General features: G+C 63.2%; 18 protein-coding genes and 1 pseudogene. 3 read left to right on the forward strand and 16 right to left on the reverse strand.

Translation table 11 applies throughout. The features are described from left to right. Nucleotides 1-127 precede the first annotated feature (127 nt). Nucleotides 128-2492 (reverse strand): annotated as a pseudogene (locus AC629_RS38430) (thiamine pyrophosphate-binding protein). Between the two features lie 133 nt (nucleotides 2493-2625). Between AC629_RS38430 and AC629_RS38435 the strand changes: the two are divergent. After that, entirely contained in the window at nucleotides 2626-3087 is a 462-nt protein-coding gene (locus tag AC629_RS38435; protein WP_084809909.1) for an Lrp/AsnC family transcriptional regulator, read from the forward strand. Nucleotides 3088-3148: 61 nt separating this feature from the next. On the opposite strand, the gene AC629_RS38440 is transcribed toward AC629_RS38435, so the two are convergent. From AC629_RS38440 to AC629_RS38495, 12 genes are all read right to left on the reverse strand, one after another. After that, on the reverse strand, nucleotides 3149-4228 hold the full coding sequence (locus AC629_RS38440) for a zinc-binding dehydrogenase (RefSeq protein WP_084809910.1): 1080 nt from the start codon (nucleotides 4226-4228) through the stop codon (nucleotides 3149-3151). Between the two features lie 59 nt (nucleotides 4229-4287). Next, complete coding sequence (locus AC629_RS38445; RefSeq protein ID WP_210419170.1) at nucleotides 4288-5229, reverse strand: DMT family transporter; 942 nt, start codon at nucleotides 5227-5229, stop codon at nucleotides 4288-4290. 188 nt (nucleotides 5230-5417) lie between these two features. Further along, nucleotides 5418-6257: an aldo/keto reductase gene (locus AC629_RS38450; protein ID WP_084809911.1), complete on the reverse strand. Its 840-nt coding sequence runs from the start codon at nucleotides 6255-6257 to the stop codon at nucleotides 5418-5420. 165 nt (nucleotides 6258-6422) lie between these two features. After that, nucleotides 6423-7319 (reverse strand): SMP-30/gluconolactonase/LRE family protein, encoded by an 897-nt coding sequence (locus AC629_RS38455; RefSeq protein WP_084809912.1) that lies wholly within the window; start codon nucleotides 7317-7319, stop codon nucleotides 6423-6425. 254 nt (nucleotides 7320-7573) lie between these two features. Beyond that, nucleotides 7574-10276, reverse strand: coding sequence for a nitrate reductase (locus AC629_RS38460; RefSeq protein WP_084809913.1), 2703 nt, complete (start codon nucleotides 10274-10276; stop codon nucleotides 7574-7576). Nucleotide 10277: 1 nt separating this feature from the next. Continuing rightward, nucleotides 10278-11495 carry an NAD(P)/FAD-dependent oxidoreductase gene (locus tag AC629_RS38465; protein WP_084809914.1) on the reverse strand — a complete coding sequence of 406 codons (1218 nt, stop codon included), beginning with the start codon at nucleotides 11493-11495 and terminating at the stop codon, nucleotides 10278-10280. A gap of 11 nt (nucleotides 11496-11506) precedes the next feature. Further along, nucleotides 11507-11935, reverse strand: coding sequence for a globin family protein (locus tag AC629_RS38470; protein WP_084809925.1), 429 nt, complete (start codon nucleotides 11933-11935; stop codon nucleotides 11507-11509). Between the two features lie 178 nt (nucleotides 11936-12113). Next, nucleotides 12114-13493: an MFS transporter gene (locus AC629_RS38475; RefSeq protein ID WP_084809915.1), complete on the reverse strand. Its 1380-nt coding sequence runs from the start codon at nucleotides 13491-13493 to the stop codon at nucleotides 12114-12116. A 336-nt stretch (nucleotides 13494-13829) separates the two neighbouring features. Next, nucleotides 13830-14624, reverse strand: a complete 795-nt coding sequence (locus AC629_RS38480) for an ABC transporter ATP-binding protein (RefSeq protein WP_084809916.1) — start codon at nucleotides 14622-14624, stop codon at nucleotides 13830-13832. 11 nt (nucleotides 14625-14635) lie between these two features. Further along, entirely contained in the window at nucleotides 14636-15532 is an 897-nt protein-coding gene (gene ntrB, locus AC629_RS38485) for a nitrate ABC transporter permease (RefSeq protein WP_084809917.1), read from the reverse strand. A 61-nt stretch (nucleotides 15533-15593) separates the two neighbouring features. Then, a complete protein-coding gene (locus tag AC629_RS38490) occupies nucleotides 15594-16904 on the reverse strand; it encodes a CmpA/NrtA family ABC transporter substrate-binding protein (RefSeq protein WP_084809918.1) in 1311 nt (436 codons plus the stop codon). A gap of 344 nt (nucleotides 16905-17248) precedes the next feature. Beyond that, a complete protein-coding gene (locus AC629_RS38495; protein WP_084809919.1) occupies nucleotides 17249-18166 on the reverse strand; it encodes an intradiol ring-cleavage dioxygenase in 918 nt (305 codons plus the stop codon). A 162-nt stretch (nucleotides 18167-18328) separates the two neighbouring features. On the opposite strand from AC629_RS38495, the gene AC629_RS38500 reads away from it, so the two are divergent. Then, nucleotides 18329-19603, forward strand: a complete 1275-nt coding sequence (locus AC629_RS38500; RefSeq protein ID WP_084809920.1) for a serine hydrolase domain-containing protein — start codon at nucleotides 18329-18331, stop codon at nucleotides 19601-19603. Nucleotides 19604-19685: 82 nt separating this feature from the next. On the opposite strand, the gene AC629_RS38505 is transcribed toward AC629_RS38500, so the two are convergent. Next, the gene (locus tag AC629_RS38505) at nucleotides 19686-21407 is read right to left on the reverse strand and encodes a SulP family inorganic anion transporter (RefSeq protein ID WP_084809921.1); all 1722 of its coding nucleotides are present in this window, start codon (nucleotides 21405-21407) and stop codon (nucleotides 19686-19688) included. Between the two features lie 278 nt (nucleotides 21408-21685). On the opposite strand from AC629_RS38505, the gene AC629_RS38510 reads away from it, so the two are divergent. Beyond that, nucleotides 21686-21967, forward strand: coding sequence for an enolase C-terminal domain-like protein (locus AC629_RS38510; protein WP_245332128.1), 282 nt, complete (start codon nucleotides 21686-21688; stop codon nucleotides 21965-21967). Nucleotides 21968-22099: 132 nt separating this feature from the next. Here AC629_RS38510 and AC629_RS38515 read toward each other — a convergent pair whose 3' ends face one another. Together AC629_RS38515 and AC629_RS38520 are read right to left on the reverse strand one after the other, a co-directional pair. After that, a complete protein-coding gene (locus AC629_RS38515; protein ID WP_084809922.1) occupies nucleotides 22100-23344 on the reverse strand; it encodes a glycosyltransferase family 87 protein in 1245 nt (414 codons plus the stop codon). Between the two features lie 399 nt (nucleotides 23345-23743). Next, nucleotides 23744-24833: phosphatase PAP2 family protein (locus AC629_RS38520; protein ID WP_210419169.1), on the reverse strand; the 1090-nt coding region annotated here is incomplete at its 5' end.

A 24833-nucleotide genomic window follows, 5' to 3' on the forward strand; every position in this document is an offset into this window, starting at 1 on the left:
GTGGCACACCAMCGTCATTCCGGGGCGCGACGAAGTCGCGAGCCCGGAATCCATACTCCCGATCGGGGTTATGGATTCCGGGCTCGACGCCGTGCGTCGCCCCGGAATGACGATGTGGTTACTTTCGCTACACCGCCATCTTCCGATGCAGCACCGGCGCGCCTGTGGTGAGGCTTTCCGCCGCATCGATGATGGCGTTGGCGTCGATCCCGTAGTGGCGGTAGAGGTCGGCGATCGTGCCGGTCTGGCCGAACTGCTCGACGCCGAGCGCCTCGACGCGATGGCCGCGGACGCTGCCGAGCCAGCCGAGCGCCGAGGGATGGCCGTCGATCACGGTCACGATGCCGCAGTCGCGCGGCAGCGGCGCCAGCAGCTTCTCGATGTGGCTGAGGTGCTGCACGCCGCGGCGGTCGCGCCGCAATTTCCGTGCGGCGGTCCACCCCGAATGGAGGCGGTCCGCCGATGTGATCGCGAGCAGGCCGATATCGCGCCGGCTCTCGCCGACGAAGCCGGTCGCCTCGATCGCCTCGGGGGCCACCGCGCCGGTATAGGCGATCACGACTTCGGCATTGGGGCCCGGCTTGCGCAGCCAATAGGCGCCGTCGGTAATGCCCTGCTCCAGCTCCGGCGTCATGATCCGCTGCGCCTGCTCGATGCTGCGCGTCGAGAGCCGCAAATAAACAGAGCCGCCCTCGCCCGGATCGCGCTGCATGTGGTTAAAGCCGAAAGCCATGATCACCGCGAGCTCGTCGACGAAGGCCGGCTCGAACGAGGCCAGCCCGTCCTGCGCCATGCCGATCAGCGGCGTTGCGATCGACTGATGCGCGCCGCCTTCGGGCGCGAGCGTGATGCCGGACGGCGTCGCCGCCACCATGAAGCGCGCGTCCTGGTAGCAGGCATAGTTCAGCGCATCGAGGCCGCGCTCGATGAAGGGGTCGTAGAGCGTGCCGACCGGCAGCAGCCGCTCGCCGTTGATCTGGTGCGACAGGCCGAGCGCTGAGAGCATGATGAACAGGTTCATCTCGGCAATTCCGAGCTCGAGATGCTGGCCCTTGGGCGAGAAGTCCCAATTGAACGTGGACGGAATTTTCTCGCTACGGAATAAGTCTGCCTTTTCCGCGCGCGCGAACAGGCCGCGCCGGTTGACCCAGGGGCCGAGATTGGTCGAGACGGTGACGTCGGGCGATGTGGTGACGATGCGCTTTGCCAGCTCGTTGTCGCTGCGCGCGATCTCATTCAGCACGAGGCCAAACCCCTGCTGGGTCGACATCTGCGGTGACGACTTGAAGGTGAGTTGCTGAGGCACCTCGACGACGGGCGCGGTCAGCCGGCGGCCGTCCTGGTTGAACGGCACGCGCGCGAGGAAAGCTTCGAGCTCGGCCGCATCCTGCGTGAGGCCCTCGAACTTGTCCCATTCGTGCCCGGCCCGGATATTCTGGCTGGCGCGCCACTTCTCGAGCTGCGCGACCGTCATCAGACCGGCGTGGTTGTCCTTGTGGCCCTGGAACGGCAGGCCGACGCCCTTGATTGTGTAGGCGATGAAGCAGACCGGACGATCGTGATCGACGGATTCGAACGCCTCCAGCATGCTCGCCATGTCGTGGCCGCCAAGGTTCGACATCAGAGCCAGCAGCTCCTCGTCGCTGCGCTTGTCGATCACCTTGGTGATCGGGCCCTGATCGCCGATCTCGTCGTGCAAATGTTTGCGGAAGGCGGCGCCGCCCTGGAAGCACAGCGCCGCATAGAGCGCGTTCGGGCAGTTGTCGATCCAGCGCTTCAGCGCTTCGCCGCCGGGCTCGGCAAACGCTTCGCGCATCAGGCGGCCGTATTTCACGATCACCACGTCCCAGCCGAAATTGCGGAACATGGTCTCGAACTTTTCCCAGAGCCCTTCGCGCACGACGGCGTCGAGCGACTGGCGGTTGTAGTCGACCACCCACCAGGTGTTGCGCAGGCCGTGCTTCCAGCCCTCGGCGAGCGCCTCGAAGATGTTGCCCTCGTCCATCTCGGCGTCGCCGACCAGCGCGATCATGCGCCCTTCGCGGCGATCCTTCATCCAGCCATGCGCCTTGACGTAGTCCTGCACCAGCGAGGAGAACAGCGTCTGCGCGACGCCGAGACCGACCGAGCCGGTCGAGAAATCGACGTCGTCGACATCCTTGGTGCGCGAGGGATAGGACTGCGCACCCTTGAATCCGCGGAAATTCTCCAGCTTCGCGCGGGTCTGCCGGCCGAACAGATACTGGATGGCGTGGAACACCGGGCTCGCATGCGGCTTCACCGCGACGCGATCTTCGGGCCGCAGCACGTGGAAATAAAGCGCCGACATGATGGTAGCGAGCGAGGCCGACGAGGCCTGATGACCCCCCAACCTTGAGGCCGTCCGCATTCGGGCGGATGTGGTTGGCGTGATGGATGGTCCATGACGACAGCCACAGCGCCTTGCGGGCCAGCGCGGTCAATGTGTCGAGACGGGCGGTATCAACGGGCATGGCAGTGCTCCCGGACATAACGCCCGGATGATACGCCTGCCGGCAGCGCCAAACTTCTCAATTTTTCGCGCCATACCCGCCAATATTGGGATAATTTACCAATGGAACATCACCCAGCACAGGTTTCATCCCAATGCCCGAGCTCGACGCCATCGACCGCAAGATCCTCGCTTTGCTCCAGACCGACAGCCGGCTCACCATGCAGGAGCTTGCCGACAAGGTCGGACTCTCGGTCTCGCCCTGCCATCGCCGGGTCAGGCTGCTGGAGGAACGCGGCGTCATCTCGCGCTACATCGCGACCGTCGACCAGAAGGCGCTGGGACTGCATGTCAGCGTCTTCATCTCGATCAAGTTGGCGCGGCAGAAGGAGGAGGATCTAAACCGCTTTGCCCGCGCGATCTCGAAATGGGACGAGGTGCTGGAGTGCTATCTGATGACCGGCAACCGCGACTACCTCCTGCGCGTCGTCGCCGCCGACCTCGCCTCCTACGAGACCTTCCTGAAGACCAAGCTGACCCGGCTCGACGGCATCGCCTCGATCGAGTCGAGCTTTGCGCTGAGCCAGGTTAAATACTCGATCGCGCTGCCGGTGTAACAGCCGAGCCTGTCATCGGGCCGCGCGTCGCGCGGACCCGGTGGCTCGCAATGACAGCATACTATCTCCACGGCTGCACGATGATCTTGGTGTGCGCCTCGGGATTGGCGAGATCAGTGAACGCTTTCGCAACGCCATCGATACCGATCTCGGCGGTCACCATTGCGGCGGCATCCACCTGCCCTTCCGCGATCAGGCGCAGAGACGCCGCGAACTCGTCCGGGGTGTAGCCGAGCACATACTGGACGTTGAGTTCCTTCATAATGCCCAGCATGGGTTCGCTCCTGTCGGTCTCCATGCAGACACCGACCACGACGACCTTGGCATCACGCGGCGCGCCTTCGAACACCTGCTGCAACAGGCCGGGCACGCCGACACATTCGAAGATGATTGCCGGCTTCAGCGCTGGCAGCATGGCCTGAAACGGCGGGCGTGCAGCCTTCTCGGCGTCCGACATCTGCGCGTGCTCGGCCCAGGTCGCATAGGGTTGCGACACCTTGGGATCGACGACGATATCGGCGCCGAGCTTTGCCGCAAGCGCACGCCGCGCCGGCGAATAGTCGGCGGCGACGATCGGGTGCAGCCCCCTGATCTTCAGCGCCGCGATCACCGCGAGCCCGACCGGTCCGCACCCGATCACGAGCGGCACCTCGCCGCCGCGGATGTTGGCTTTTGCCACGGCGTGGACGCCGACCGCGAGCGGCTCGGTCAGCGCGGCGTGCTCAGGGGCAAGACCATTGGGCACCTCGAGCAGCAGCGCTTCGCTGAGCAGCATCGCCTCGGCATAGCCGCCGACATTGTCGTTGGAATAGCCGATGCCCTCGATGCCCTGTGGCGTCACGAGCGCCGGCAGCGAGCAGACGCGCGTGCCGGGCTTGAGCTTGCGCGCGGTGCCGGGGCCGTAGTCGACGACCTCGCAGCAGAATTCGTGACCGAACACGACGTCCCGGGTGAGGTCCATCGGCTTGCGCCCGACCTTCCGCGCCATCTCCACCATGCGGTGGGCGTGCTGGCGCGCGTGCAGGTCGGAGCCGCAGATGCCGCAGGCGAGCGTCTTGACCAGCACCTGGCCGGCGCCCGGCGTCGGCTCGGCCATCCGGTCGACGACAATCTCGCCATTCCTGAAAATCGCAGCGCGCATCCGGCTCCCCCCATGTTGTTGGAGCCGTTGATAGCACGAAGCGGGACGCTAGTATTGCGTCAGGGGTTCGGGGAACGCTCTTCCAGCACCAGAAGCTGGGCGCGGCGGATGCGCTCGCGATGGGCGATATAGAGGCCGCTGGCGACGATGAAAGCCGCACCGGTGACCGTCCAGACGTCAGGCAGTTCGCCGAACAGGAAGAAGCCCAAAATGCTGACCCAGAGCAGCTGCGTGTAGGAGAACGGCGCCAGCACCGAGGCATCGCCGTAGCGGTAAGCCAGCACGATGATCCACTGGCCGACGGTCGAGGCAACGCCGATCACGATGCCGAGCCCGATCGCGGTCCAGCTCGGCGTCACCCAGACGAACGGCACCATCAAGCTGAGGATCGCAACGCCCGTGAGCGCCGAATAGGCCATCGTGGTGAGGACGGCTTCACGCCCGCTCATCATGCGCGTCAGGATCAGCGCCGCAGCCCAGCAGAATGCCGAGACAATCGGGAAGAACGCGGCGACGTGGAACGCGCTCGAACCCGGCCTAAGGATGATCATCACGCCGATCAGGCCGAGCGCGGTGGCGATAAAGCGGCGCATGCCCACTTTCTCGCTCAGGAAGACGATCGACAGCGCGGTAACGAACAGCGGCGACACGAAGCCCGTGGCGGAGGCTTCCGCGATGGGGAGGAAGCGCAGGCCGGTGATGAAGAACAGCGAGGAGCCGAGCAGTGCGATGCCGCGCATCAGCTGCAAGCCGAGCCGTTCGGTGCGCATCGCATGGAGCGGAGAACCCGGCAGCATCACCGGCGTGAACATCAGCGCGAAGATCACGAAGCGGATCCAGGTGATCTCGATCGACGGCAGGCTCGACGACAGATATTTCGCGGTGACGTCGGAGCAGCCGAGAAACACCGTCGACAACAAAACCAGCGCGATGCCCTTGAATGGATGATCGACGCGGGCAGGCGCGCGGCGCGCCTCCTGCTTCTTCTCCGGCACGGGCATGGGAATACTGTCGAGCCTTGCGGCTGCGGCGGGCGGCGGTGTCACGGCTGGAACCCGGGGCAAAATGCGAATCGAGAACGATGTTAAAAACGACAATTGCGCCGCGTTCACAACTTCCGAAAACAGGATGCCGATATGCGCCGATCGCCGCGCGCGTCAATACTCCATTCATAATAGGCGTTTGTGCACTACAGCATGGGCAGGCTGCGCGGCTTCGGGCCGCGCGGAAACGCCGCATCCAGCGCCAGAATCTCCTCTTTCGTCAGCACGAGATTACCGGCTGCCGCATTTTCGCCGGCATGCTCCGCGGACGAGGCCTTCGGGATCGCGAACACCGTAGTTGCACGGGTGAGGAAGCTGAGCGCGACCTGTCGCGGTGTCACGCGACGCGCGTCCGCAATACGCGCCAGTACCGCGCCGCCCTTGCTGCTGCTCGCGGGGAAATCGTCATGGCCGAACGGCGAATAGGCGACCACCGCGACACCATGCTGATCGCACCACGGGATCACCGCATGTTCGATCGCGCGCTCCTTCAGATGATAGAGCACCTGATTGCAGGCGATCTTGCCCTCGCCGGCGACGCCGAGAATCTCATCGAGATCGTCGGCGTCGAAATTGGAGACGCCCCAGGATTTGATCTTGCCGGCCTTAACCAGATCCTCGAACGCCGCGACGGTGTCTTCCAACGGATAGGAGCCGCGCCAGTGTAGCAGATAACAATCGAGCCGATCCGTCTTGAGCCGCTTCAGCGAACGCTCGCAGGCGGTGATGGTGCCGCGGCGCGAAGCGTTGCTCGGCAGCACTTTTGAGACAAGGAACACCTCATCGCGGCGGCCCGTGATCGCATCGGCAATGACGAGCTCGGCATCGCCATACATCTCGGCGGTGTCGATGTGCCTCATGCCGAGATCGAGCCCACGCTGAAGCGCCGCGATCGCGCGCCTGCGATCGCCATGGTCGAGGTACCAGGTGCCCTGCCCGATGACGGAGACGTTTGCGCCGGTCTGACCGAAGGGGTTTGTGTTCATGTCTGCTCCGATGTCTGTTCTCCCTCTCCCCGTTCTTACGGGGAGAGGGTTGGGGTGAGGGGCCGCTTCCGCAACAACGGCAGCAGCTGCATTCGCGGAGACTCCCCCTCACCCGTCGCGCTTCGCGCGTCGGCCTCTCCCCGCACGCGGGGAGAGGCGAAGAGTCTACAATCCGCCGATATCCGCGACCAGCACGCTACCGGTTGCGGACTCCGTGATATAGAGCCGATCTTTCTTCGCGCCACCGATGGCGACATTGGTGCAATTCGGCCCCGCGCACGATTTCACCCGCGCGATCAATTCGCCGTTCGGCGCAAACACGAAGACATGGCCGAGCGAGGCATGGCCGACGAACAAACGACCATTTGCGTCCATCGTCATGCCATCGGGGCCTGACGTGCCGAACAGCGAGCAGAAGCGGCCGACCTTGGACACGCTGCCATCCGTCATGAACGGCAACCTCCACACCGCATTGTCGCGCGTCATCGCGACGAACAGCACCGTTTCAGTCGGGTCGAGCACCAGACCGTTCGGACTGATGCCGGTGTCGATCAGGCAATCGAGCCTTCCGTTCGGCGCCAGCCGGTAAACCCGACCGCTCGGATCGTGCAGGCCGGTCTGGCCCTGATCGGTGAAATAAATGTCGCCGTTGGAGGCAAGATGCAGATCATTGCAGCCGCGGAAGGATTCCGAGTTGCGCGCGGTCAGCACCGGCTTGATGCGGCCGGCCCCGGCATCGAGCTCCATGATGCCGTGCATGTAGTCGGCGACCAGGATGCGGCCGTCGGCCGCGATCTTCAGCCCGTTCGGCCACCCCTCATACTCGATCACCAGCGACCACTCGCCATCAGGCGCAATGCGGAAGATACGGCCGAAGGGAATGTCAACGATGTAGAGATTGCCGTCCTTGTCGAACGACGGCCCCTCAATGAAACTGTCGGTCGGCACACCCGGCCGGTTGGCATCGGCCCAATCGGTCCGCACGCCCTTGCGGCGGAATTTGTCGGGCATGGCGGAGAAAATCTTGGTTTCGATCAGGCGCGGCGGCGTTTCCAGGTACATCATGGTAGTTAAGTGTGTTGAGGGGGAGTGCGCGGCAGCATAGGGCACAATGAAGGGCGCGTCGATTGGTGCGGAGGGCATCTCATATGTCACTCTCGTGTCCCGGACGCGCTGCAACGCGTTAGCGTTGCGGCGCAGAGCCGGGACCCAGGAAGGCCACATACCCCATTGCTGGATGGGCCCCGGCTCTGCAGCGCATCACTTCGTGCTGCGCCGCGTCCGGGGCACGAGACCTTAAACGTACGAGAGAGCCTCTAGCTCGCAGCACCCGCGAGCTTGGCCTGCTGCGCCCGCACCTCGGTCTGCGCGATCAGGCGCTTCAGCTCGGGGATGCAGGAGCCGCAATTGGTGCCGGCCTTGAGCTTTGCGCCGATCTCAGCCGCCGTGCCCGTGCCGGCGGCGATCGTGTCGCAAATGGTGCCGCGGCCGACGCCGAAGCAGGCGCAGACAATCGGCCCGGTCGAAGCGGCGCATTCGCTGGACTTCCCGGACAGCAGCATGCGGCGCTGCTCGTCGGTGACGTGGTCGGCCACGAACAGGCTCTTCACCACCTCCCAGTCGCCGGCATCATGCGCGGGGCCGACGAACAGGCAGGTCTCGATGCGATCGCCTGCGAACGACGCGGCGCGGTAGACGCCACCGCCGAAGTCGCGATATTCGGCGACGTCTTCACCGGCGACACCGTCGAGCCAGGCCGGCCAGCGCGAAAGATCCGCATTGTCGGCGAAAAGATAGCCGAAGCCGCCGACGACCGTGACACGGGTCCACAACAGGTTCGACGGCAGATCGAGCTGCTTGCGCGACAGCGCGAAGCCGCGGAAGACGTACTCGTATGGCGCGATCGCAGCGGGCGTCGCCTTCGCCTCCGGCTGCCCCGAAAACGGATCGGTGAACGGTGCAACCAGCGCGCCGACGCGGCCATGCGAGGCGTTCATTGCGCTCCAGTGGATCGGCGCGAACAGCGTGCCGCGCTGCTGCCGCTCGCTCACGACGGCCTTCAGGATGCACTGGCCGTAATCGGTGGTGACGCGCGCAAAGCCGTCATGGACGATGCCGTATTTGCTGGCGTCGTCAGGGTGAATCTCGACGAACGGCTCGGGCAGATGAGCACCCAGCCGCTGGCTCAGGCCTGTGCGTGTCATAGTGTGCCACTGGTCGCGGATGCGCCCGGTGTTGAGCCGCAGCGGACGCGACGGCCCGATCTCGCCGCGCAGCGACGGGACCTCTGGCGCGACGAAGCGGCCCTTGCCGTCATTGGTGAAGAAGCCGCCCCTCGCAAAGAAGCGCTCGCCGGGCGCCTCGCCTTCGCGCGCGGGCCACTGCACGGGCCTTAGTGCATCGAAGGCGTCGTCGGACAGCTCGGTCAGCGCGCCGATATCGAAATCGCGGCTGCCGTGGTTCTCGAAGGCCGAGAGCGCGGCATGCTCGCGGAAAATGTCGGCGACGGATTTGTAGTCAAAACCATCACCGAAGCCGAGACGCTTGGCGGTCTCACTCAGGATCCACCAGTCTGGCCGCGCCTCGCCCGGCGCCGGCAGGAACGAACGCTGGCGCGAGATGCGCCGCTCGGAATTGGTCACCGTGCCCGACTTCTCGCCCCAGGCCAGCGCAGGCAGCAGCACATGCGGCCCCGCCTCGACCGTGTCGTTGGAGAGCACGTTCTCGGAGACCACGAACAGCTCGAGCTTCTTCAGCGCCTCGCGCACGAAGTCCGCATCGGGCAGCGACACCGCAGGATTGGTGCCCATCACCCAGAGCGCCCTAACCTCGCCGCGATTGATCGCCTCGAACAGCTGCACCGCCTTCAATCCCTCATGGGTGGCGATGCGTGGCGCCTTCCAGAACCGCCGCACGCGGTCGATGTCGGGCGGCGTGAAGTTCATATGTGCGGCGAGCTGGTTGGCGAGACCGCCGACCTCGCGACCGCCCATCGCGTTGGGCTGGCCAGTCAGGGAGAACGGCGAGGCACCCGGCTTGCCGATGCGGCCGGTGGCGAGATGGCAGTTCAGGATCGCGTTGACCTTGTCGGTGCCCTGCGCCGACTGGTTGACGCCCTGCGAATAAAGCGTGACGACGCGTGGCGTGTCACGGAACAGCCTGAAGAAGGTGGCAACGTCCTGCTCGGAGAGGCCCGTGGCGAGCGCAGTCGCGGTGACGCTGCCGGCGATGATGCGTGCGCGTGCCAGCGCGTCGTCGAATCCGCCGGTGTTCTGCGCGATGTATTCCCGGTCCAGCGCCCCGTTGTCGGCGAGATGTACGAACAGGCCGGAGAACAGCGCGGTGTCGGTGCCGGGCTTGAGGCCGAGGAACAGATCGACGTCGCCTGCGGTGTCGGTGCGGCGGGGATCGACCACGATCATGCGCGCTCCGCGCTCATGCCGATTCCTGAGCATGCGCTGGAACAGCACGGGATGGCACCAGGCGGCATTCGAGCCGACGAAGACCAGCAGATCAGCCTGGTCGAGATCCTCGTAGCAGCCGGGCACGGTGTCGGCGCCGAAGGCGCGGCGATGGCCGGCGACCGAGGACGACATGCAGAGCCGCGAATTGGTGTCGACATTGGCCGTGCCGACAAAGCCCTTCATCAGCTTGTTGGCGACGTAATAGTCCTCGGTGAGCAGCTGGCCGGAGAGATAGAATGCGACCGCATCCGCGCCGTCGCGCGCGATGATATGCTGCATGCGATGAGCGACGTGATCGAGCGCATCGCTCCAGGCAACGCGCTCCAGCACGCCCTTGCAGCGGATCATCGGATAGAGCAGCCGGCTTTCGAGCCCGACGGTCTCGCCGAGCGCGGAGCCCTTCGAGCATAGCCGGCCGAAATTGGCGGGATGATCAGGATCGCCGGCGATCGCCGCGCCGCCTTTGCCGTCCGGCGTCGCCAGCACGCCGCAGCCGACGCCGCAATAGGGGCAGGTCGTTCGCGTCGTGCGGAGCGTCGGGTCGATCGCCGTCATATCAAGCCGCCTTGGATGGGTGCGCAGCCGCGCGGCCGAACATCATGTCGGTGCGGATCGCGGCCACCTTCTCGCGAGTGCGGATCAGCTCGAGATACCAGAGCGCATCGACGGTATCGCCGATCAGCACAGCGCCGGTGAGCCGGCCGTCGGCGACGACGAGCTTCTTGTAGGTGCCGCGCCTGCGGTCGGTGAGCACGAGGCACTCGCTGCCCTCCCTGTCCATGAAATCGCCGGCCGCGAACACGCTGACGCCTGATACCTTCAGATTGGTCGAGACCACGCTGCCCTCGTAAGCGGCGGGACGGCCGGAGAGATGCCGCGCCAGCACCCGCGCCTGCTCGTAGGCCGGCTCGACAAGGCCATAGCAGGTGCCGCGATGTTCCGCGCATTCGCCGAGCGCGTAGATGTCGGGCGAAGCCGTCTGCATCACGTCGTTGACGACGATGCCACGGTTGACCGCGATGCCGGCGTCCTTGGCCAGTGCGATATTGGGCTTGATGCCGGCAGCGAAGATCACCGCATCGGCCTCGATGCGGCTGCCGTCCGCGAGTTCGACCGCCTCGACATGGCCCTCGCCATGAATGCGGGCCGTCGAGGCATTGAGCAGGATGCGGACGCCCTTGCGTTCGACCAATGTCTTGAGCAAATCGGCCGCTGGCAGATCGAGCTGGCGCTCCATCAACCGGTCCATCAGATGCAGCAGTGTCACCGGCGCGCCGGCCTTGGCGAGGCCGTAGGCTGCTTCAAGTCCGAGCAAGCCGCCGCCGACCACGACGACGCGCTTCTTCGCCGCCGCAAGCGTCAGCAGCAGATCGACATCGCGGGTGTCGCGAAACGTGTGCACGCCGACGAGATCGGCGCCTGATACGTTCAGCCGCAGCGGCGTCGAACCGGTGGCAAGCACGAGCTTGGAATATTCCATGCTCTCCTCGCCGGCGATCTTGAGCTCGCGGCGGCCGGTGTCGATCTCGGTGACGCGATAGCCGTAGCGAACCGTGACACCGCGATGGCGCCACCAGTCGGCCGGCCGCAGCTCGATCTCGTGCGAGCCGGTCTCGCCGGCCAGCACGGACGAGAGCAATACGCGATTGTAAGCGAGCCGCGGCTCATCGCCGATCACGGCGACCGCGTAGCGGCCGAGTGCGGTCTTGGCGAGTTCATCGACCAGCCGCGCAGCCGCCATACCGTTACCGACGATGACCAGCGGTTCGCTCACAACTCGTTCTCCTATTCGGCAGCCTGCGGCTGCGCGCCGTAGGCCTCGGAAATCATGTAGCCCGACAGCACGCCGTAAGCGTCGGTCCAGGCCGCGGCGAGTTCAGGCGTCCAGGCTTCGCCAAGCCCTTTCTCCAGCGTCCACAGCAAGGTCGCGCCGACCACAGGATAGTGCTCGGCCTTGGCGCCGTAGGCGACGTGACGCTTGGCGAGCGCGGAGGCCACAGGGAGAATCGAGTCCAGGTTCGACAATCCGCCGACGACGGCGGCCAGCACGCCCATCAGCTTCTTGCGCTGCTCGGTCATGTCCTCGGGAAACATCGCGCGCACGGACGGCGCCATCTCGAACAGACGATCGTAGAAGAGGACCGCAGCCGTTTCCGAAATCTGCGCGACCTTGGAAAAGCTCTGCTGGACGAGGGCGATCTGCTCTGGCGTCATGATGTTCTCCTGCCTGTTGGGTTTGCCTTGGTGCGCGCCATTGCGAACCAGGTTCATGGTCAAACTGTCGGGCAATGCTTCTCCCCGCGCACGGGGAGAAGCGAGAATCGTACCAGTCTCTATCTTTGGAGCATGATCCCCTCGGAAAAAACCGCTCCACACCTTTCCGGATCATGCTCTAAACACGCGCCTCCGCGAGGCTTGGCGCGCCCTCACCTTGCGGGCTGCGACGCAGGTAGAACCACCAGGTTAGGGCGAGGCAGGAGGCGTAGAAGGCGAGATAGATTGCGAGCGCAAGCTGCGGCCCGCCTGTCATGGCAATCGACTTGCCGAAGCCGCTCGGGATCAGATAGCCGCCGACGGCACCGACCGCGCCGATGAAGCCCACCGCCGCACCGCTCTCGATGCTCGCCGTCTTCAATGCAACGGCGCGCGCCGCATCGCCCTTGCCGCGCGCTTTGAACAAGTTTTCCTCGCGGAAGATTGATGGGATCATGCGGTAGGTCGAGCCGTTGCCGATGCCCGTCGTCACGAACAGGATCAAGAACATCGACAGGAAGCCGATGAAATCCTTCTGACCGACGAAATAGAGCACGCCGACGGTGGCGCCCGCCATCACGATGAAATTCCAGAACGTGATGACCGAGCCGCCGATCCTGTCAGCAAGCCAACCGCCGACGGGCCGCGACAACGAGCCCACGAGCGGCCCGAGGAACGCGATCGAGATCGTCACGGTGGGAAACTGCGTCTTGATCAGCAACGGAAACGCCGCGGAGTAGCCGATGAAGGACCCGAACGTGCCGATATAGAGATACGCCATGATCCAGGTGTGCTTGCGCTTGACCACGGCGAGTTGGTCCCTGATCGACGACTTGGCCGCGGTCAGGTTATTCATGAAGAACACCGCGCCGAACACCGCGATCGCGATCGGCAGCACCCACATCAGGCCGGCATTCTGCAGGAAGATGCCGTCGACGGGCGTCGCCTGGAACAGATTGATGATTGCGAGCGTCATCAGGATCGGGGTCAGCAGTTGCACGCTGGAGACGCCGATATTGCCGCCGGCCGCGTTCAGGCCGAGCGCCCATCCCTTCATCCGGTCGGGGAAGAAGAAGGAGATGTTGGTCATGCTGGAGGCGAAGTTGCCGCCGCCGAGACCGGCGGTCGAAGCAACGAGCAGCATCAGCCAGAACGGCGTGTCAGGCTGGCTGACGAAATAGGCAAGCGACAGCGTCGGAATGAACAGGACCGCCGCGCTGAAAATGGTCCAGTTGCGGCCGCCGAATGTCGTGACCGCGAAGGTGTAGGGAAAGCGCATCAATGCGCCGATCAGCCCCGGCACCGCGACGAGTTGGAACAGCTGGTCGGTGGTGTAATGGAAGCCCGCCTGCGGCAGCTTGGTGGTGACGATGCTCCAGATCAGCCACACCGAGAAGCCGATATGCTCGGCCACGATCGACCAGATCAGGTTACGCCGGGCGATCGCTTTACCACCCGCATTCCAGAACGCCTCATCTTCGGGGCGCCAGTCGGAAATCCAAGCTGGACTCTTCGTCATTGCATATCCCTTCCAGGCTCACCGCTGCGTCGTTGCAGGCTCAGCCTCCACGCGGAGGCGCGCGCCGAGGCTTCACCCCGGTGGCGAGTCACGATGCTGATTGATGATGTTGAGGGACGTCGTCGTTGGCGTCGGACAAGGTATTTCAATTTCTGTGCCAACTGCCCGCGATCGGGAAATACTGGGAATTCAGCAGCTTGTTCGAGTTGCCCGAAATTTTCGCAGGGCGATTTCGCACGCAAATTTTGCGATTCGCTCAATCCCTGTGCGACGCACAAGGATTGAGCTTGGTGACTCCAAATTAGGCGCCGCGTGTGGCGCGCATGACCGACGCATTTACGCGGCTTCGACGAAGCGATGACGCTCGTAGAGGAACTCGAGCACGCGTTGCCGGCAGTTGAGATAGGTGATGTTGGTGGCGAGCTCGAGCCGCTTGCGCGGGCGCGCGAGCGGCACGTCCAGCACCTCGCCGATGCGCGCACTTGGCCCGTTCGTCATCATCACGATGCGGTCGGAGAGCAACACGGCCTCATCGACGTCGTGGGTGATCATCAGGATGGTGTTGCCGAGCTTCTGATGTAGCGCCATCACCGAGTCCTGCAGATGCGCGCGGGTCAGTGCGTCGAGCGCGCCGAAGGGCTCGTCGAGCAGCAACACCTTGGGTTCCATCGCGAGTGCACGTGCGATACCGACGCGCTGCTTCATGCCGCCGGAGATTTCCGAGGGACGCTTGTCCCTAGCATGGGCCATCTGCACGAGGTTGAGATTGTGCATCACCCAGGCGTCGCGCTCGGCTCTCTTCTTGGTCCTGGCGAAGACCTTGTCTACGCCGAGCTTAACGTTCTCGAACACGGTCAGCCAAGGCAGCAGGCTGTGGTTCTGGAACACCACGGCGCGATCGGGTCCGGGCAAGTTCACCTCGCGGTTCTCCAGCAGCACGCCGCCGGTGGTGGCGTTGGTCAGCCCGGCGATGATGTTGAGCAGGGTCGACTTGCCACAGCCGGAATGACCGATGATCGAGACGTATTCGCCCTTCTCGATCGTCAGGTTGATGTCCTTCAGCACCTCGGTCGTCGCAGCGCCGCAGGTGAAGATCTTGTCGATTTGGTCGAGCTTCAGATAGGTGGTCATGTGCCCTCTCCTCAGTTCTGCGCTGTGCCGCGGGTGACGATCTTGCCGAGGCCCGCGATCAGGCGGTCGAGCATGAAGCCGACGATGCCGACATAGAACAGCGCCAAAATGATCTCGCTGATATGCGAGGAGTTCCAGGCGTCCCAGATGAAGAAGCCGATGCCGACGCCGCCGATCAGCATTTCGGCTGCGATGATCGCGAGCCAGGACAGACCGATGCCGATGCGAAGACCCGTGAAGATGTACGGCGCTGCCGCCGGGATCATGATCTTGGCGAAGAACTCGAGCGGATTGAGCTGCACCACGGCGGCGACGTTGCGGTAGTCCTGCGGGATGTTGCGGATACCGACCGCGGTGTTGATGATGATCGGCCAGATCGAGGTGATGAAGATGACGAAGATCGCCGAGGGCTGGCCGTCACGAAACGCCGCAAGCGACAGCGGCAGCCATGCCAGCGGCGGAATGGTGCGCAGGACCTGGAACAGCGGATCGAGCCCCCGCATCGCCCAGACCGACTGCCCGACCAGCACGCCAAGCGCGATGCCGGCGATTGCAGAGAGGGAATAGCCGAGCGCAACACGCTGGAGGCTGGCGGAGAGATGCCAGAACAGGCCCTTGTCGATGCCGCCATGGTCGAAGAACGGATCGAAGATCAGCTCCTTGGTATCCCTGAACACCTTTGAAGGCGGCGGCAATGCCGAGCCGCCGCGGCGGCAGGCCAGCTCCCACACCAGCGCGAGCAGCGCGATCACCACCAGCGGCGGGATCACGCGCACGGCGGTCTCCCTCGCTATGCGAGCGTATGTCTCGGCGCGCGGCGGGCGCCTCAGCGTCATCGCGACGACCGGCGCGGCAACAGCAACAGGCGTCGCGGTCTCAACCTCAATCTTCGTGGCAGACATGTTCATCGAAAATCCCTTTCCGGCTCCACAAGACGATGCGGCCGCCTGACCGCGGCCGCAGGCTCCATCAGACTTCGACGCGCTTGATCGCGAGCGACTTCAGATAGGCAGCCGGATTTTCGGGATCGAACACCTTGCCGTCGAAGAACGTCTCCTTGCCGCGCGAGGTGGAGGTCGGGATGTCGGCGGCCGCGACACCAAGCGTCTTGGCCGCATCCTTCCAGAGGTCCTCGCGGTTGACCTCGGCGATCAGCGCCTTGGTATCGAAGCCAGGCTCGTACTTGCCCCAGCGGATGTCCTCGGTGAGGAACCAGAGATCGTGGCTCTGGAACGGATAGGAGGCCTGGTCCTTCCAGAAGCGCATCTGCTGCGGCGAGTTCTCGACCAAGCGGCCGGTGCCGTAGTCGAACTTGCCCTTCATGCGGTCGGTGATGTCCTCGACCGGGCAATTGATCCACTGGCGCTTGGCGCAGATCACTGCCGCTTCCTCGCGGTTCTCGACCTTCTCCGCCCATTGCTGGGCTTCCATCACCGCCATCAGCAGCGCCTTCGCCGCCTTTGGGTACTTGTCGACCCAGGCCGCGCGCATGCCGAACGATTTTTCAGGATGCTTGTCCCAGAGCTCGCCGGTGGTAATCGCGGTGTAGCCAATCTCCTGATGGATCAGCTGCAGGTTCCAGGGCTCGCAGACGCAGAAGCAGTCCATGGTGCCAACCTTCATGTTGGCGACCATCTGGGGCGGCGGCACCACGATGGTTTCGATATCCTTGTCCGGGTCGATGCCGCCGGCGGCGAGCCAGTAGCGGATCCACAGATCATGCGTACCGCCCGGGAAGGTCATCGCGGCCTTCACAGCCTTGCCGCCCGCCTTCTTCTTCTCCAGCGCCGCTTTGAAGGGCGCGGAGTCGATTCCGACCTTGAGGTCGGCATATTCCTTGGCGACCGAGATGCACTGACCGTTCAGGTTCAGGCGCGCCAGGATGTACATCGGCGTCGGCTGGTTGTTCTGCGTCACCTTGCCGGCCGAGATCAGATACGGCATCGGGGTCAGGATGTGAGCGCCGTCGATGCCGTTGCCTTCCGAGCCGAGCACGAGGTTGTCGCGCGTGGTGCCCCACGAGGCCTGCTTCTGCACCTCGACATCAGGCATGCCGTATTTGGCGAAGATGCCCTTCTCTTTCGCCACGAACAGCGGGGTGGCGTCGGTGAGTGCGATGAAGCCGAGCTTGGCGCCCTTGACCTCGGGGCCTGCGTCCTGTGCGAAGGCGCCGGCGGGAAAATTCAACTTGGCGGCGGCGAGAAGAGCCGCGGTGCCGCCGGTGGCCTTCAACAATTGACGGCGGCTCAGGCCCGAGGGCTGGCGGGTGCGCTTGGTCATAGTGATGTCGTCCTTTGCGTCGTTGCAGAATTGATGGCGTCAGTGCGCGCGAGCAGCCCGTCCGTTCGTGACGCCAGAAAGGCGCGCGCGAACGCATGGCGGGGGAGCCCCCCGTCTGGTGGCGTCAGCAAATCGGATGGGAAGTCTCGCGGGACGGCTTCAATGGCGTCAGCTTGAACAATTCAAGCTTCATGCCAAGCCAATGGGCGAAGAAAGTCTTTCGAAATTAGCTGGTTAAAGCGTACGCGCCGGATTGACGAAGCAACCCGCGCGCACGCCAAATTTGCGATCCGCTTAAATTTTGCGCGCCGCACATAAACTGGGCAGACGCGATTCACACGGTGCTAGGCCGGCTCCGCCGCCTTGGTCCCCAGCGGTTTCGGCGCCATGCCGCCGCCCGGCTTGAGGTGGAATTCGTAGGTCATCAGATGCCACTGCCCGTTCGTCTTGGTGCCATCGGGCATGGCCGGATCGTTGCGCGGCTCGACCTTGGCGACGAGGTCATCCTTGACCCCGAACACCACGTCGGAATCGAGATATTTGTCGCCTCCAATGAAGACATGGGTGATCAGCGGCTCGTAGCCCTTCGCATTGACCAGGAAATGCACATGCGCCGGGCGCATCGGATGACGCTTGGTCTGCATGATCATCTCACCGACCGGCCCGTCGGTCGGGATTGGATAGCTGCACGGCAGGATGGTGCGGAAGAAGAAGCGGCCGTCGCTATCCGTGATGAAGCGCGCCCGCGCCGACGCGCCGACCTCGTCATAGTTCGGCTTCTGAGAGTCGTAGAAGCCGTCATCGTCGGCGTGCCAGACGTCGACGGGGACATTGGCGAGCGGCTTGCCGTTGAGATCGGTGACGCGGCTCTGCACGAACATCTTCTCACCGGTGAGATTGTTCGGGGAGATGTCGGTGCCGTGCGCGGTCACCTTGTGCTCGCCGACATAGAACGGGCCGAGCACGGTGGTCTCGGTGGCGCCCTCGCGATCCCTGTGGTTGACCGCATCGACCAGCATCGAGACGCCGAGCACGTCGGAGAGCAGGATGAACTCCTGGCGGGTGTCGGTGCATTTCTGGCCGGTGCGGGTCAGGAAATCGATCGCGTATTCCCATTCTTCGAAGGTCAGACCCGTCTTGCTCACGTAATCGTGCAGCGACTTCACCAATTCCTGCAGCAGGAATTTCGCGCGCGGGTTCGGCGTGTCGTCGAAGCTGCTGACAACGGCTTGGGTGAGTTCGGTCTCGTTGAACTGGGTCATGGTGCGTTTGCCTGCGATTTTCTCGTTGGCCCCGGCGGGCTCCTTGGATGCGTTCCAAGGGCAGCCTACACCAGTCGGCAGGGGCGCGTTAAGCGCGACCCGCTTGGAATGGGGCGGTCATTTCGGCTATCACCTTCCCGACAAAACTGCCCGGAGGAACTGATGCTCGCCCCTACCCCCGCCTCGCCCGAATCCGTGGGCATGTCCAAGGCCGCGCTCGACCGCGTCGATGCGCATCTGAAGAGCCGGTACATCGATGCCGGCCGTTTCCCGGGCACGCAGCTCCTGGTCTACCGCCGCGGCAAGATCGCCCACAGCTCGGTGCAGGGCTTTGCCGATGTCGAGCGCAAGGTGCCGGTCAAGGACGACACCATCTACCGCATCTATTCCATGACCAAGCCGCTCACCAGCGTCGCCTTCATGATGCTGGTCGAGGAAGGCCTGGTCGCGATCGACGAGCCGGTCGCCAAATACATCCCGGAATGGAAGGATCTCGGCGTGTTCGTCGCCGGCACCTCGCCCGCCTTCCTGACCCGGCCGCCATCCCGGCCGATGCTGATCGTGGACCTGCTGCGCCATACCGCCGGCCTCACCTACGGCTTCCAGCAGCGCTCCAATGTCGATGCCGCCTATCGCGCCGAGAAGATCGGCGAAGTCGAGAAAGCCGGCACGCTGCAGACCATGATCGAGAGCCTTGCAAAGATCCCGCTGGAGTTCTCGCCGGGCGAGTCCTGGAATTATTCGGTCGCGACCGACGTGATCGGCTACCTCATCGGCAAGATTTCGGGGATGCCCTTCGAACAGTTTCTCAAGCAGCGGATCCTCGATCCGCTCGGCATGACCGACACTGATTTCTACGTGCCGGCGTCCAAGGCGCACCGCTTCGCAGCCTGCTACTCGGCCGATCCGGGCGGCGGCATGACCTTCCATGCCGGCCAGCGCCGCGAAGGCCTGACGCTCCAGGACGACCCGACCAAGAGCTCGTTCCTGTCGCCGCCCGCCTTCATTTCCGGAGGCGGCGGATTGTGCTCGACGGTCGCCGACTATCTCACCTTCTGCCGCGCGCTGCTCAATGGCGGTGAGCTCGGCGGTATCAGACTGATCGGGCCGAAGACGCTGGCGCTGATGACGAGCAACCACATTCCCGGCGACCGGGCGCTGCCGGAAGTGTCACGCTCGCTGTTCTCGGAGGCCACCTATAACGGCATCGGCTTCGGTCTCGGCTTCGCCGTCACCATGCGCCCGGCCGAAACGCTGATCGCCGGCAGCCGCGGTGAATATAATTGGGGCGGCGCGGCCACGACCTCGTTCTGGATCGATCCAGCCGAGGAGCTGATCACCATCTTCATGACGCAGGTTCTGCCGTCGAGCGCCTATCCGCTCCGCCGCGAGCTGCGCAGCATGGTCTATGCGGCGATCACCGAGAGCAATCTGTAGCCCCACGGCATAAATCGCAGAACCGGCCTTGGCGCTCCGGCGCCGAGGCCGTTTCGCCCACGCTCCCAATCCGGCAAAGGACCTAACCTTCGGTTCGGTCCTCCCAATCGTCCCACTTCACATTGCTGATTTCGAGATAGCTCGAAACGGCGACCCCGATGGTTGGGAAGAAATAGTTTTCTCCCAGCTGCGCGAACAAGCCGAATCTTTTCAGCTTGTCCTTGACCGGATCCTTGAGCTCCGCAAAGCACAACTCCACGCCCTGCGCGTGCAGTGCCTGATCCAATTCAGCAACCACGTCGCAGGCCGTGACGTCCACACTGGTTACCGGCTCTGCCGCAATGACCAGCCAGCGCACGGGTGTGGGCGAGGTCTCCACGGCATCCAGAACCCGCTCCTTGAAGAATTCAGCGTTGGCGAAGAACAGCGGCGCGTCCCACCGAAACAGAACCAGCCCGGGGATACGGCGCGCATCCGGATATCTCTTGATGTCGTGGTAGCCCTTGACGCCGTCGGCGCGGCCCAAGACGGCGAAGTGAGGGCGCCAGCCGTCCCACAAAAACTCAATGATGGCGATTGCGATTGCCAAACCTATTCCCGGAATCACTCCGAGCACCGCGACGCCCACAAAGCAGACGATCGCCAACCAGAATTCCCACCGCTGAATGCGATAGATTCGTTTGAGGTCGGCGATCTCAATCAGCCCGATCGCCGCGGCGATGACCACGGCGGCCAATGCCGCACTGGGCAAATGCCGAAGGAGATTGGGTGCAACCAGCAGGAGCGCGGCGATGGCAAGCGCACCCACGACACTGGTGAGCTGCGTCCGAGCGCCGGCGGCTTCCGCAACCGGTGTACGCGAACTGCTGCTGCTGATCGAGAACCCCTGGAAAAAGCCGGTCGCCAGATTGGCGGCGCCAAGCCCCACCAGCTCCTGGTTGGGATCGACGCGCGCCCCCAATCTTGCGGCATAGGCGCGTGAAAGCACACTCGTATCGGCAAATGACACCAGCGCGATTGCGGAGCCGCCGATCAGGACCGGGACCAGATCGCCGTAGCTGATCGAGGGAAAGACGAAACCCGGCAACCCTTGAGGCAGGGGACCCACGACCTTCAGGCCGTAAGCTGCTCCAAGATCCAACACACCGACAACGACCGTCGCCCCGACAACCGCGATCAGGATGCCCGGCAGCCGCTTGCTGTCCTTGAGAAGCAGGATCACGAGCAGCGTGGCGAGCCCGGCCGTAAACGCGACCCAATTGGTGCGTCCATCGAGGATCGCACCGCCGATCGCCCATAAGCTCCGCAGCGGCCCTTCGCTCTCGATCGAGAAGCCGAGGAGCGTCGGCAGTTGGCTGATCAGGACCGTCAACGCGATTCCATTCATATAGCCGTATCGGATCGGCTTGGAGAGAAGCTCGGTGACGAAGCCCAGGCGCGCGAGACCAGCCAAGATGCAGACCGTTCCCGAAACGATCGCCATCATGCCGCCGAGCGTCGCAGCGCGCAGGGGATCGCCGCCGGCCAACGGAGTGACAACGCCCAGGATGATCCCCACAAGAGCCGAGTCCGGGCCCAGGACGAGTATGCGGCTTGGACCGAACAGCGCGTAGACCAGTAGCGGCACGATCGTCGCGTAAAGACCATAGATGCCAGGCATGCCCGACGCCACCGCGTAGGCGATTCCCACCGGCACCAGCATTGTCGCAAGGACGATCCCGGCGAAGATATCGTGCGCAAGCCACGCGGCTTCATACTGACGGAGCGTCCTCACCCCTGGGAGCCAGTCGATCCAACGCTTCATTGGCGGTCACTCCCAAGCCCGGATCGTGCTTTTCAGCGGCGCATCGTGGGGTGTCCGCGACCGGCGGACTGGAAGCCACTATAGGCCAAATGCGCACGGCATGTTCAATCCCGGCGCAGCGATCGAGCGATCTGCCGGCGCTTTTGCACTGCATCGATGGCATTGATGGTGAGCAACCTCGCCGTGACGCAGGTGCTGCAAGATCCCGTTCTTTGAACTGCTCTCTTGGACGCGAAAATCATGGCGCGACCCAAATCCTGTCCGTATAGGTTGCCGACATGAGCGAAGCCCTCGGCATGCGCTACAATCCGCATGTCTGGGGCACCGGGATCGCGATCGCCGCCTCGCTCCAGCTCCGCGCCGTGCTGCCCTCGCACACGCCGAGCTCGCTTGCGCCGCTCGAGCCGATGCTCGAGTTCGACCGCACCGAGCATCCGATCCGGCAGGCGATCTTGAAAGCGCCGATCGAGCACGAGAACGGCGTCGTTCGCGTTCCTGAAGGTCCCGGTCTCGGCATCGAGATCGACCGCGAGGCGGTGGCACGCTTCGCGACGAGCTAGGGCTCACTCAAAAAAAGGTAGCGTCCGCTTTGCTCCCGAAGTCGACGCTGAGGCTGACATGGCTGCACGTCGGCTTTGGGGGCCAGAAGCCGACGCACTCGCTTTGTGGGTCGTGGTGACGCACGAGAAAACTCAGCCGGCTATTGCGCTGCCCGTCAGACGTTGGTGACGCGCATGTCGAAGAATGGCATGCAATACGAGCACGAGGACGGCTAGGAGCGCAGCCCCTGAAACGGAGGCTTCGAGAGGCCGGTCTGCATTGGTGGGGCCTCCGGCAAGGAGCGCCGTTTGCAGCAGGCCATAGCCGCCAGCAAAGGCCAAAAGTCCGTACGTGAGGCTTCGTTCCCGCAACGTGGCTAGGCTGGAAAGGTCTGGTAACAGCAGAGCCAAGGCGACACCTACGATGGGCAGGTCGTAATCGTAAGCGTAGGGACTGATCATCACGGACGTGAGGACAGCCACGCCCAGTGTGAAGCGGGGCGATGCTCCTCTAACCACGCTGAGCCCGAGCGTGCCTAGAGCGAGACATGCTACAGCCGCTTGCCCCCAGACGGCGGCCGTGCTCGATCCTACCGCGGCATAGAGCATCGCATAGGTCGAAATCATCCGGAACAGCGGATATCGGCCTCCTTCGAGATAGGAGACTGACTCTCTCACACCCCCGAGCCAGGCGTCCCAAATTTGTGGGTTAAAAACGATCGTGCAGACGAGCGAGCTTAGAATGATCGTCGCGCCGGCTGCGGCAATCACTGCCCATCGCTGAGTCAGGAGCAGGTAGACGCCAGCCGCAATGGCCAAATGAGGCTTGATGATCATTGCTCCAAGTGCAATCCCCGCGAGAAACGGTCGCCTCTCGATATTGACACAGACAAGTCCCATCAATGCGCCGGTTAGAAAGCCGTTTTGGCCGCTGCCAATCGTCACAGCGATGGCGGGAAAGGTGACGATCAGCACAAGCGCGAAATTGTTCGCCGCGATAGTCCGCAATGCAGCCAAATAGGCTCCCAAAGTCAGAGCCATGAACAAGAGATAGGCAACCCAACCGGGCAGAAGAGCGAGCGGTGACAGAAGCAGGCTAAACTGCGGCGGATAGGTCCAAGGCATGAAGCTCGTCGCGCCGGCAGATACTTCTGCCTGCATCTTCATGAAAAGTTGAAACTGATAGGTCAGATTGACATCGCCCAGCCATACCCTCTGCGCGGCAATGTAAAAGGCAGCAAAATCGGTTGCCTGACCCGCTTGCCAAAACCCGTGCTCAAAGAAGCGGAACGCTTTGAAAAGAACAATTGCGGCGAATCCAGCGACCATGATGCGCACATAGGCTGCCCGCCTCGGCGGTGCAAAGTCCTGAATCTGCTCCAACGCTGCAGCAAGCATCTGGTGCGACCTCTGATGAGCATTAAGGCTCAATTCTTGGCGCGCCCAGATTGCCGTCCGAATCTTAAGAGCGCGTGACGAGAGCAACCGAGATATTAAGCGAGATCTTCAAAGGCCGTCCGACACGACCACGCGAGCCGTCCGGATAAGAATCTTTACCTTTATCTTCGGATGAGCGCACTTTAGACCGGCACGCTCGGTCCGATGGTCTTACCGGGCGAACGGGGTCACAATGACGATCAATGTGACGGCAGCGACTGCAGTCAAGATAATGAAGTCGGCCACACGCAGCTCGATCTTGAACATTGGCGTAGCCCTTGCAGCAACTTCAGGGAAGTATGACCTCTGGCGCACCATCTATTCTATTTTCTCAAGAGTAGTTATCATGACGACGCGACGTCACGCGTCGGCCGTCGAGGCGATCTGCCGGTCACGAAGCGGCGTTGCCTGCCGCCAGGATCTAACGAGTGCAGCTGCCAAAGCGGCGCTGATCAGCCACAGCAGTGCACCGCCCGCCAGATCGACAACGTAATGTCCCCCGATCGGGAGCGTCGATATCAACACCAGGGAGTTCCAGGGAGCGACCGTCCAGAATAGCCAACGGGTTCCGGCCGCAGCGAATATCGTCATGAGTGCTAGGCAGCAATGAAACGATGGAAAGGTTACGACCCCCTGCAGACTGGCGAACGATATCTCTGGCGAGAGGGCGTTCCTAAAGTACTCGAACTTCGCGAGATGATATGTGCCCGCGTTGAGAGGCAGCTTTTCGATAATATCGGGTGAATGATCGAAATAAGCGAATGCGCCTATCGCAGGCCACACAATCGAAACTGTAGTGGCGGCAACGATTGTCAGACTGCAGACAAAGACCAGCTCCCAGAGCTTGTCTTCGCGGCGCAGAACCGCGAGGAGCACAACGAGTCCCAGCAGCTGCGCGAAGGAACTATCGTAGGCGATCCCGAGTAAATTTGACAGCGCAGGATGATCTGCGAACCATGCAATAATCGACGGAAGATCGATCGCCAGGAAGCGGTCACTCTCTGCAAGCGTTTCATCAACTAAGGGGAAGTGGTACCGCAAGCCAACAAGGCTGATGATTCCAGCCATTCCAATCGAGAGGAAGAGAACGGCGACTGCGCCGCATATATTCGAGAGCACAGGTGCCGGACGCCACGTCCCGTAAAAGATATAGATGGAGATGAGAAAGACCATCAGCCCCACGGATAGAGCGAGGCTACGAGCCTCGATGGCGACATCCAGGGTCAAGAGCAGAAATAACGCGAATCCGCACGCTGCAAAGCCAATCAGCCAGCAGCACTTCTCAATCCATTGATGGGACGTAGCGCTTCCTCCCAGCGCACTTGAACCGGCGATCTGCAGATCTTTCGATGGTCCAATGCGATCGGGCGATGCCGTAGCTCGCGCGCAGGTCGACGCACTGAACATTCCGAATTTCCAATTACAGCAATACACGTGCAACTTCGGACTA

The sequence above is a fragment of the Bradyrhizobium sp. NAS80.1 genome (genome assembly GCF_001908205.1).
In the GTDB taxonomy this organism is placed as follows: Bacteria; Pseudomonadota; Alphaproteobacteria; order Rhizobiales; family Xanthobacteraceae; genus Bradyrhizobium.

Coding starts and splice junctions, on each gene's coding strand:
- AC629_RS38435 (WP_084809909.1), top strand. CDS start 2,626: ATGCCCGAGCTCGACGCCATCGACCGCAAGATCCTCGCTTTGCTCCAG.
- AC629_RS38440 (WP_084809910.1), bottom strand. CDS start 4,228: ATGCGCGCTGCGATTTTCAGGAATGGCGAGATTGTCGTCGACCGGATG.
- AC629_RS38445 (WP_210419170.1), bottom strand. CDS start 5,229: ATGCCCGTGCCGGAGAAGAAGCAGGAGGCGCGCCGCGCGCCTGCCCGC.
- AC629_RS38450 (WP_084809911.1), bottom strand. CDS start 6,257: ATGAACACAAACCCCTTCGGTCAGACCGGCGCAAACGTCTCCGTCATC.
- AC629_RS38455 (WP_084809912.1), bottom strand. CDS start 7,319: ATGTACCTGGAAACGCCGCCGCGCCTGATCGAAACCAAGATTTTCTCC.
- AC629_RS38460 (WP_084809913.1), bottom strand. CDS start 10,276: ATGACGGCGATCGACCCGACGCTCCGCACGACGCGAACGACCTGCCCC.
- AC629_RS38470 (WP_084809925.1), bottom strand. CDS start 11,935: ATGACGCCAGAGCAGATCGCCCTCGTCCAGCAGAGCTTTTCCAAGGTC.
- AC629_RS38475 (WP_084809915.1), bottom strand. CDS start 13,493: ATGACGAAGAGTCCAGCTTGGATTTCCGACTGGCGCCCCGAAGATGAG.
- AC629_RS38480 (WP_084809916.1), bottom strand. CDS start 14,624: ATGACCACCTATCTGAAGCTCGACCAAATCGACAAGATCTTCACCTGC.
- ntrB (WP_084809917.1), bottom strand. CDS start 15,532: ATGAACATGTCTGCCACGAAGATTGAGGTTGAGACCGCGACGCCTGTT.
- AC629_RS38490 (WP_084809918.1), bottom strand. CDS start 16,904: ATGACCAAGCGCACCCGCCAGCCCTCGGGCCTGAGCCGCCGTCAATTG.
- AC629_RS38495 (WP_084809919.1), bottom strand. CDS start 18,166: ATGACCCAGTTCAACGAGACCGAACTCACCCAAGCCGTTGTCAGCAGC.
- AC629_RS38500 (WP_084809920.1), top strand. CDS start 18,329: ATGCTCGCCCCTACCCCCGCCTCGCCCGAATCCGTGGGCATGTCCAAG.
- AC629_RS38505 (WP_084809921.1), bottom strand. CDS start 21,407: ATGAAGCGTTGGATCGACTGGCTCCCAGGGGTGAGGACGCTCCGTCAG.
- AC629_RS38510 (WP_245332128.1), top strand. CDS start 21,686: ATGAGCGAAGCCCTCGGCATGCGCTACAATCCGCATGTCTGGGGCACC.
- AC629_RS38515 (WP_084809922.1), bottom strand. CDS start 23,344: ATGCTTGCTGCAGCGTTGGAGCAGATTCAGGACTTTGCACCGCCGAGG.